The sequence below is a fragment of the Roseateles cavernae genome, from assembly GCF_040187885.1.
Classification (GTDB): domain Bacteria; phylum Pseudomonadota; class Gammaproteobacteria; order Burkholderiales; family Burkholderiaceae_C; genus Roseateles_E; species Roseateles_E cavernae.
The window spans coordinates 17,276-26,096 of record NZ_JBDPLH010000018.1 but is presented as its reverse complement, the minus strand read 5'-3'; the positions used below and the strand labels follow the sequence as shown (position 1 = coordinate 26,096).

At 65.7% G+C, this 8,821-nt stretch carries 10 protein-coding genes; 8 read left to right on the top strand and 2 right to left on the bottom strand.

Going from position 1 to position 8,821, the window contains the following annotated elements; translation table 11 throughout:
* Position 1 precedes the first annotated feature (1 nt).
* From ABGI63_RS24925 to rpoZ, 3 genes are read left to right on the top strand one after another with little or no spacing between them, the layout of a single operon-like run.
* Positions 2 to 913: a YicC/YloC family endoribonuclease gene (locus ABGI63_RS24925; RefSeq protein WP_262967961.1), complete on the top strand. Its 912-nt coding sequence runs from the start codon at positions 2 to 4 to the stop codon at positions 911 to 913.
* 10 nt (positions 914 to 923) lie between these two features.
* Positions 924 to 1,544 carry a guanylate kinase gene (gene gmk / locus ABGI63_RS24920; protein ID WP_349745259.1) on the top strand — a complete coding sequence of 207 codons (621 nt, stop codon included), beginning with the start codon at positions 924 to 926 and terminating at the stop codon, positions 1,542 to 1,544.
* 21 nt (positions 1,545 to 1,565) lie between these two features.
* A complete protein-coding gene (rpoZ, locus tag ABGI63_RS24915) occupies positions 1,566 to 1,769 on the top strand; it encodes a DNA-directed RNA polymerase subunit omega (RefSeq protein ID WP_124452325.1) in 204 nt (67 codons plus the stop codon).
* A 31-nt stretch (positions 1,770 to 1,800) separates the two neighbouring features.
* Here rpoZ and ABGI63_RS24910 read toward each other — a convergent pair whose 3' ends face one another.
* Positions 1,801 to 2,463, bottom strand: coding sequence for a TetR/AcrR family transcriptional regulator (locus ABGI63_RS24910; RefSeq protein ID WP_349745258.1), 663 nt, complete (start codon positions 2,461 to 2,463; stop codon positions 1,801 to 1,803).
* 78 nt (positions 2,464 to 2,541) lie between these two features.
* Here ABGI63_RS24910 and ABGI63_RS24905 point away from each other — a divergent pair, with 78 nt between their 5' ends.
* Positions 2,542 to 2,961 carry a VOC family protein gene (locus tag ABGI63_RS24905; protein ID WP_349745257.1) on the top strand — a complete coding sequence of 140 codons (420 nt, stop codon included), beginning with the start codon at positions 2,542 to 2,544 and terminating at the stop codon, positions 2,959 to 2,961.
* 69 nt (positions 2,962 to 3,030) lie between these two features.
* Positions 3,031 to 5,301: a RelA/SpoT family protein gene (locus tag ABGI63_RS24900; RefSeq protein WP_269840410.1), complete on the top strand. Its 2,271-nt coding sequence runs from the start codon at positions 3,031 to 3,033 to the stop codon at positions 5,299 to 5,301.
* Here ABGI63_RS24900 and greB read toward each other — a convergent pair whose 3' ends face one another.
* Positions 5,302 to 5,862 carry a transcription elongation factor GreB gene (gene greB, locus ABGI63_RS24895; RefSeq protein WP_349745256.1) on the bottom strand — a complete coding sequence of 187 codons (561 nt, stop codon included), beginning with the start codon at positions 5,860 to 5,862 and terminating at the stop codon, positions 5,302 to 5,304.
* A gap of 44 nt (positions 5,863 to 5,906) precedes the next feature.
* Between greB and ABGI63_RS24890 the strand changes: the two genes are divergently transcribed.
* The 3 genes from ABGI63_RS24890 (at position 5,907) to ABGI63_RS24880 (ending at position 8,820) form a co-directional block, all read left to right on the top strand.
* The gene (locus ABGI63_RS24890; protein WP_349745255.1) at positions 5,907 to 7,028 is read left to right on the top strand and encodes a CaiB/BaiF CoA transferase family protein; all 1,122 of its coding nucleotides are present in this window, start codon (positions 5,907 to 5,909) and stop codon (positions 7,026 to 7,028) included.
* Positions 7,029 to 7,223: 195 nt separating this feature from the next.
* Positions 7,224 to 8,186 (top strand): alpha/beta fold hydrolase, encoded by a 963-nt coding sequence (locus ABGI63_RS24885; RefSeq protein WP_349745254.1) that lies wholly within the window; start codon positions 7,224 to 7,226, stop codon positions 8,184 to 8,186.
* Positions 8,187 to 8,499: 313 nt separating this feature from the next.
* Positions 8,500 to 8,820 carry a hypothetical protein gene (locus ABGI63_RS24880; protein ID WP_349745253.1) on the top strand — a complete coding sequence of 107 codons (321 nt, stop codon included), beginning with the start codon at positions 8,500 to 8,502 and terminating at the stop codon, positions 8,818 to 8,820.
* Position 8,821 lies beyond the last annotated feature (1 nt).

The window sequence follows — 8,821 nt, the reverse complement described above, 5'->3', positions numbered from 1 at the left end:
GATGCCAGTCTACAGCATGACGGGTTATGCCAGCGCCAGCTCGCAGCCCTCTTCCCATAGTGAAACCGGCACTCAAACCGGCGCGAGCGTGACGGTTGAACTCCGATCGGTCAATGGGCGTTTTCTCGACCTTGGCTTCCGGATGCCCGAGGATTTGCGCGGCCTGGAACCGGCGCTGCGCGAGCTGCTGACCGCCGGCTTGAAGCGCGGCAAGGTCGAGATGCGCATCAACACCCAGCGCGAGGGTGACAACACCTGGCCCCAGCCCCAGCCCGAGCAGCTCAACCGGCTGGCCCGCCTGGAGTCCACCGTGCAGGGCTGGCTGCCCAAGGCCCAGGGACTGTCGGTGCACGAGATCATGCAATGGTGCAAGGGCGGCGGCGTCACCGAAAAACTGGACGAAGCCACCTTGGAGGCCGCACGCCGCTGCGTGTCAGGTCTTGCCGAGGCGCGCGAGCGCGAGGGCGAGAAGCTGGTCGCCATCCTGATGGAGCGCATCGGCCGGCTGCGCGAACTGGCCACCCAGGCCGAGCCGCTGGTGCCGGCCGTCGTGCAGCGCCAGCAGCAGCGCTTTCTGGAGCGCTGGCAGGAAGCCCTGGTCGCGACCGGCGCGGGCCAGAGCATTCCCGAGGATGCGCTGCGCGAGCGCGCCCTCAACGAGGCGGCCGCCTATGCGATCCGCATCGACGTGGCCGAGGAGCTGGCCCGCTTGCGCGCCCACCTGGAAGAGATCGCACGGCTGCTGAAAAAAGGCGGCGAGATCGGCAAGCGGCTTGACTTCCTGATACAGGAGTTACACCGCGAAGCCAATACGCTGGGCTCAAAGTCCGCCGCGCTGGAGCTGACCAATGTCTCGGTCGAGATGAAGGTGGCGATCGAGCAGATGCGCGAGCAGGTCCAAAACATTGAATAAGCAGGCTGATATGGAATACCCCGGCAATCTCTTCGTCGTCGCCGCCCCCAGCGGTGCCGGCAAATCCAGCCTGGTCAAGGCCTTGCTTGAACTCGATGCCAAGCTGGCGGTGTCGGTCTCGCACACCTCGCGCGCGCCGCGCGGTCAGGAGCAGCACGGCCGCGAGTACTGGTTCATCACGCCCGAGGAGTTCCGCGCCAAGGTCGAGCATGGCGACTTCTTCGAGTGGGCCGAGGTGCACGGCAATCTCTACGGCACCTCGCGCGCGGCGATCGAGGCACGCATGGCGGCCGGCGACGATGTGGTGCTGGAGATCGACTTCCAGGGTGCGCTGCAGATCAAGCAGTTGTTCCCCTATGCGGTGCTGGTCTTCATCCTGCCGCCCTCCTGGGAGGAGCTGCAGCAGCGCCTGAATCGCCGCGGCGACACCGAGGCCGCCGTGATCGAGCGGCGCATGGCCAATGCGCGCATCGAGGTCGCGCAGGCGCACCGCTTCGATTTCGTCGTCGTCAATGCGGTGTTTGATACCGCTGTTTTCGACCTGAAAGCGATCGTCCACGCACAAAGGTTAAAATACGCGGCTCAGCGCCGGAATCGCTCCGCCGTCTTCCGCGCTCTTGATCTTCCCTGAACCACCCGTACTGGAAACAAAATGGCCCGCATCACTGTCGAAGACTGTCTGACCAAGATCCCGAACCGCTTCCAGTTGGTGCTTGCCGCAACCTATCGCGCCCGCATGCTGAGCCAGGGCCACACGCCCAAGATCGAGAGCAAGAACAAGCCCGGCGTGACCGCGCTGCGCGAGATCGCCGCCGGCGAAGTGGGCATCGAGATGCTGCGCAAGGTGCCGGTCTAAGCAGCCCTCGCTGCACCCGCAAAAAGGCGCCTCAGGGCGCCTTTTCTTGTTTCTGGGTGGCCACCGCCAGCAATTGCTCAACCACCCGGACCGCCTCCTGCCGCGCCGCCTCGGTCCCCTGCTCAGCGCTCCAGCGCGCCAGCTGATTCATCGCGCCGTTGAGCGCCGCCGCCAGCGCGTCGGACTGCAGCAGGCCGGCCGCCGTATGCGCCTGACGCATCTCGCGCAGCCCCTGCTGCAGCGCTGCATAGCCATGGCGCGCATCCAGCGCTTGCCACTGCGCATCGCCCAGCACCGCCGGTGCATCGATCAGCAGCACCCGGCAGCGCCCCGGCTCACCAACGGCGGCCATCCAGGCCAGCGAGCCCAGGCGCAGGCCCTCGCTGTCGTCGGCCACATCGACCGTTGCCGCCTCGATGGCCTGGGCCAGTTCGCCATGCATCTGCTCACAGACCGCCTGGAACAAATCCTTCTTGTCGCGGAAGTGGTGATAGAGCGCGCCGCGCGTCAGCCCGGTGGCGGCCAGCAGGGTCTCGGTCGAGGTCGCGGCATAGCCCTGGGTCTGGAACAGCGCGCGCGCCTGCGCAATCAGGCGCGCGCGCGAATCCGCCGCCTGCTGGGCCTTTTTTCCCAAGGAGGCGGCCGATGCCGCGGGCTCCGGGGTCGGGGCGGGGGTGGTATTTTTCTTCGGCATCACCGTTGACATACAGACTGTCTGTATTTTAAAGTCAATTCACATACAGACAGTATGCATTTAAAACAGGTGGAAGCCATGCAGATTCTGGATCACTACCCCCTCGTCACGACCAGCCAGCTGCACGGCTGCGCCGAGTTCTATCAGCGCTATTTCGGCTTCGAGACGGTGTTCTCGTCCACCTGGTTCGTGATGGTGCAGCGCCCCGCCGCATCGGGCCATGCCATCACGCTGGCCTTCATGAGCGCCGACCACCCGTCGATGCCGCCCGGGCCCGAGTTGTTCAGCGGTCGGGGCCTGCTGCTGACCCTGCAGGTGGCCGATGCGATGGCGGCCCAGGCCGAGTTGCGCGCGGCCGGCGTCACGATCAGCTACGAGGCGCGGCGCGAACCCTGGGGCCAGATCCGTTTCCAATGCCTGGACCCTGCCGGCCTGGCGCTGGACATCTGCGAGCAGGTCGAGCCTGCCGCCGGTTTCTGGGACCCGTTCATGCAATGAGACGCCGGCTGAAGCCCATATCCGGCCCTGCTGGCCGAGAGCCTGGCGGCCTTGCGTTAAATTCGGGGCATGGGTTTCAGATCATTCGCCGTCGCTCGCCTGCCCGCCGCCCTCACCGGCTTGTCAGGCCTACGCCCCGCACCCGAGCCGACCGAGGCCGAGGCGGCGTCGTTTGACGCGCTGGTGCATCGCCTCGCCTATCTGCCGAAATCGGACATCAAGCGCATCCGCGAGGCCTATAAATTCGCCGACGAGGCCCATCTGGGCCAGTTTCGGGCCAGCGGCGAGCCCTACATCACCCATCCGATCGCGGTGGCCGGCATCTGTGCCGAATGGCGGCTCGATGCCCAGGCCATCATGGCCGCGCTGATGCACGACGCGATGGAGGATTGCGGCATCACCAAGACCGAGCTGATCGAGCGCTTCGAGGCCCCGACCGCCGAGCTGGTCGACGGTCTGACCAAGCTGGACAAGCTGCAGTTCTCGACCAAGGAAGAGTCGCAGGCCGAGAGCTTTCGCAAGATGCTGCTGGCGATGGCGCGCGATGTGCGGGTCATCCTGATCAAGCTGGCCGACCGTCTGCACAATATGCGCACGATGCAGGCGATGGCACCCGACAAGCGTCGCCGCATCGCCCGCGAGACGCTGGACATCTATGCCCCGATCGCCCATCGCCTGGGCCTGAACCAGATCTACCGCGAGCTGCAGGAGCTCTCCTTCAGCTTCATCAACCCCTGGCGCCATGCCGCGCTGTCCAAGGCCATCGGCAAGGCGCGCGGCAATCGACGCGATCTGGTCTCGCGCATCGAGCGCGATGTCGTCAAGTCCTTCGCCGAGGCCGGCATCAAGGTCGAGATCCAGGGCCGCGAGAAGACCCTGTTCTCGATCTACAAGAAGATGAAGGACAAACACCTGAGCTTTGCCCAGGTCAGCGACATCTTCGGCTTCCGCATCGTCGTCGACGAGCTGCCGACCTGTTACCTGAGCCTGGGCGTGCTGCACCAGCTCTACAAGCCCCAGCCCGGCCGCTTCAAGGACTACATCGCGATCCCGAAGCCCAATGGCTACCAGTCGCTGCACACCACGCTGGTGAGTCCGCTGGGTACGCCGGTGGAGTTCCAGGTGCGCACCGAGGCCATGCATCTGGTCGCCGAGAAGGGCGTGGCCGCGCATTGGATGTACAAGAGCCGCAGCGATGCCCAGGCCGCCCAGCAGCTGGGCGCGCACTGGCTGCAGTCGCTGATCGACATCCAGGACGAGACGCGCGACGCCAACGAGTTTCTCGAGCACGTCAAGATCGACCTGTTCCCCGATGCGGTCTATGTCTTCACGCCCAAGTCCAAGATCATGGCCCTGCCCAAGGGCGCGACGCCGGTGGATTTCGCCTATGCGATCCACTCCGATGTCGGTGACCACTGCGTGGCCGCCCAGATCAACGGCGAGCCGGTGCCGCTGCGCACCGAGCTGCGCAGCGGCGATGTGATCGAGATCGTCACCGCCGCCGGTGCCCGCCCCAATCCGGCCTGGCTGAGCTTTGTGCGCACCGGCCGGGCGCGCTCGAAGATCCGCCATTTCCTGAAGAACCTGGAGCAGGACGAATCGCGCGAGCTGGGCGAGAAGATGCTGGCCCAGGCCCTGCGCGCCGAGGGTCTGGCCCTGCCCAGCCTGGATGACGAGGACAACGAGGCCGCCCAGCTCTGGCAGCAGCTGGCCCGCTGGGCCGGCAACCGCCATGTCGACGAGCTGCTGGTCGAGGTCGGCCTGGGCCGCAAGATCGCCACCATCGTCGCCAAGAAACTGGCCCGCATGCTGGCCGAACAGGGCCAGCGGCCGGATGCGGTGATGCTGTCGATGGGCCGCTTTGCCAACGATGATGCGCCGGCCCAGGGTCAGGTCACGCTGGACGGCAGCGAAGGCGCCTCGGTGCGTCTGGCCCCCTGCTGCCGACCGATCCCTGGCGACGAGATCAAGGGCTATCTGGGCCGTGGCGAAGGCCTGATGGTGCACACGGCCGAATGCCAGGTCGGTCGCCGCCTGTTCCAGCGCGATGCCGAGCACTGGATCGCGGTCAACTGGGCCGACGAGCTGACCCGCTCCTTCGAGGCCGGCGTGGCCGTGCTGCTGAACAATGGCAAGGGCGTACTGGCCCAGGTGGCCCAGGCCGTCAGCAGCGCCGAGGCCGACATCACCCACATCTCGATGAGCGACGAATCGCAGGCGCGCGAGACCGCCGAGATGAGCTTGCTGCTGAGCGTGCGTGACCGCCTGCATCTGGCCGATGTGCTGCGCACCCTCAAACGCTCGCCCTCGGTGCTGCGGGCCTGGCGGATCAAGCCCTGATCAGGTGGCGGGCGGAGGGTAGCTGACCTCCAGCACCTCCAGCCGCTCGACGCCGCCTGGCGTCATCAGCTGCACCTCGTCGCCCTCGCGAGCCTTCAGCAGCGCGCGCGCGATCGGCGAGATCCACGACACCTCGCCGGCCAGGCTGTCGCTCTCGTCGATGCCCTTGATCGTGATCGTGCGCTCCTCGCCCTTGGCATTCGCATAGGTCACGGTGGCGCCGAAGAAGATTTGGTCGCTGCCATGGTGGGCGCTGGGATCGGCCACCTCGGCAATGTCCAGGCGCTTGGTCAGAAAGCGCAGGCGCCGGTCGATCTCACGCAAGCGCTTCTTGCCGTAGAGATAGTCACCATTCTCGGAGCGGTCGCCATTTTTGGCCGCCCAGGAGACGATCTCGACGATCTTGGGCCGCTCCACATCGAGCAGCGCCATGAACTCGGCGCGCAGCCGCGCATAGCCGGCCGGCGTCATGTAGTTGCGCGTGCCCTGCGGCAGCGAGGGCAGGGCCAACTCCTCGTCGTCCTCGTCCTGCGTGCTTTCCTTGGTGAATGCCTTGCTCATGGCGTGTATTGTGTCGCCAGTGCAAAAGAACATCAGGAGACGGGATGAGCCAGGGGTCACTGAGCGGCTTGCGTGTGATCGAGTTCGCCGGCATCGGCCCCGGCCCCTTTGCCGGCATGCTGCTGGCCGATATGGGCGCCGAGGTGATTGTGATCGAGCGGCCGGTGGCGCTGCGCACCCTGGGCGCCGGCGAGGCGATGAACCGCGGCAAGCGTTCGATCTGCCTCGACCTGAAAAATCCGCTGGGGCTGCAGGCGGTGCAAGCCCTGGTCAACAGCGCCGATGCGCTGATCGAGGGCTACCGGCCCGGCGTGATGGAGCGCCTGGGCCTGGGCCCGGCGACTTTCGAGCACAGCAACCCGCGCCTGGTCTACGGCCGCGTCACCGGCTGGGGCCAGACCGGTCCGCTGGCCCAGTCCGCCGGGCATGACATCAACTATGTGGCGCTGACCGGTGCGCTGTCGGTCGCGACGCGCGCCGGCGTGCCACCCAGCTTGCCCGCCACCTTGCTGGGCGATATGGCCGGCGGGGCGATGTTCCTGGCCTTCGGCCTGGTCTGCGCGCTGCTGGAGGCCAAGGCCTCGGGTCGCGGCCAGGTGGTCGATGCCGCGATGGTCGATGGCGTCGGCACCTTGACCGCGCTGATTCATTCGCTGCGCGGCAGCGGCCTGTGGAGCGAGCGGCCGGCCGAGAATTTCTTCCTGCACAGCTCGCCCTTCTACGACAGCTTCGAATGCGCCGATGGGCAATACCTGACCCTGGGCGCGATCGAGCCACCGTTCTATCGCGAGCTGCTGCAACGCATGGACTTGGCCGATGTCGACCCCGCGCAGCAGTACGACATACGCCAATGGCCGACGCTGCGCGAGCGTGTTGCCGAGCGCATCAGGAGCAAGACAAGGGACCAATGGGCGACGCTGCTGGAAGGCAGCGATGCCTGCGCGGCACCGGTGCTGAGCCTGGCCGAGGCCGCCGAGCATCCGCACAACCGGGCTCGCGGCAACTTTGCCGACATCAACGGGCAGCTGCAACCGGCCGCATCGCCGCGCTTCTCACGCACGCCGGGCCGCGCGCCGCAGGCCGGCCCCACACCCGGCGCGCATACGCGCGAGCTGCTGCGGGAACTGGGGCTGACGCCCGAACAGATCGAGTTGCTGACACGCTAGCTGGCGCGCTCGGACGTGTCGGTACGCGAATCGATATCAATCGATATCAATCGATGTCGATCTATGCCCTTCTTGATCGTCGTACCGATGCAAGCACCTCGACTTCATCGCGGACAGGATTCCCGATCTCGGAGATCTCCGGTCACACCAATGAAGCAGGCCTCATTCGTCACCATGGTTGAAGGAAACCTCCTCATGCGCCTTTCTTTGAAGACCCCTGCCGGCCTTGTCTGGCTGCTCGTCTGCATCGCCTGCATTGCCGCCGCGGCATTCGCGCCAATCCACGCCCAAGCGACGCCGGCCACACACGCCAGCAAGCGCCAGATCGCCAATAGCGGTCACCTCGCGGTCAACGGTCTCAACTACTACTACGAAATACACGGCAAGGGCGAGCCGCTGCTGCTGTTGCATGGCGGCCTCGGTTCGATCGAGATGTTCGGGCCGGTGCTGCCGATGCTGGCCAAGTCGCGGCGCGTCATCGCGGTGGACTTGCACGGCCATGGCCGTACCGCCCTGGGCGAACGAAAGATCGACCTGCCCGATATGGGCAACGACATGGCGGGCTTGATCAGCGCGCTCGGGCACAAGCAGGTGGATGTGCTCGGTTATTCGCTCGGCGCCGGCGTGGCCTTGCGGCTGGGAGCCCAGCATCCGGCGATGGTGCGCCGCCTCGTCCTGGTGTCGGGCGGCTATGCGCAGGACGGCTTCTATCCCGAGATGCTGCCTATGCAGGCGCAGGTGGGTGCCGCAATGGCCGAGGCGATGAAGGGGACGCCGATGTACCAGTCCTATGCCAAGCTTGCGCCCCGGCCCGAGGACTTTCCGAAACTGCTCGACCAGATGGGCGAGTGGATGCGCAAGCCTTACGACTGGTCCGATGACGTGAAGAAGCTGGCCATGCCGGTGATGCTGGTCTACGGCGACAGCGATATGTTCCGCCCCGAGCACATCGTTCGCTTCTACCAACTGCTCGGCGGCGGGCTCAAGGACGCCGGCTGGGGGCGCGAGCATATGTCCCGCAATCGGCTGGCGATCCTGCCGGACCTGACGCATTACGAGATCTTCTTCGCGCCGGAGATGGCCCGCACCGTGCTGCCCTTCCTCGAAGGCAAGAGCGGATCGAAGTCATGGTCGCAGCAGGTCCAGAAAGCCCGCTGAGCCTGCACAAGCGATAGCCGCTGCCGGGCGCGGCTATTCCCAGCAAAGAAAAACGGCCTAGAGGTTTGAGCCTCTAGGCCGTCGATTTGCTTCTTGTTTATGGTGCGGCTGGCAGGATTCGAACCCACGACCCCTTGGTTCGTAGTTCTGCAGTCGCTTTTAAGTTATTGATTTGATTGGGCTTGTGGCCGTCCGTTCCGCCGACCTCTGCCCTGTCGTGTACTGCTTCGCTCGGGCCACTCCCCCAAACGGCCCCAGGGACATCGGTCCCCCAAAGTCCCCCAGCTCGTCGAATACTGTATAAATACGCAGTATGTTGGTCGATGTAATTTTTCTGCGCCACGATGGCGCAAAGCTAACCCGCGAGGAAATCCTGGCGGCGTCGCCTCGCCGCGCCCTTCTGAGAGCGCACCGGCTTGGCTCAGCCCTCACCGTCCAACTCCTCCCCGTCACCGACGAGCTGATTGCGCCAGGGACGCCGATACCAGCACTGCACGACGCCCAGCTGCAGCGTCTCTCAGGGCAGGACATCGTGCTGGTCGGCCTGGAGTTTGTCGGCATGTATCACGAGCGCCGGCAGGTGCCGCAGGCCTGGTGGTGCAAGGTCTTGCCTGACCACGAGCGACCGACTTGAG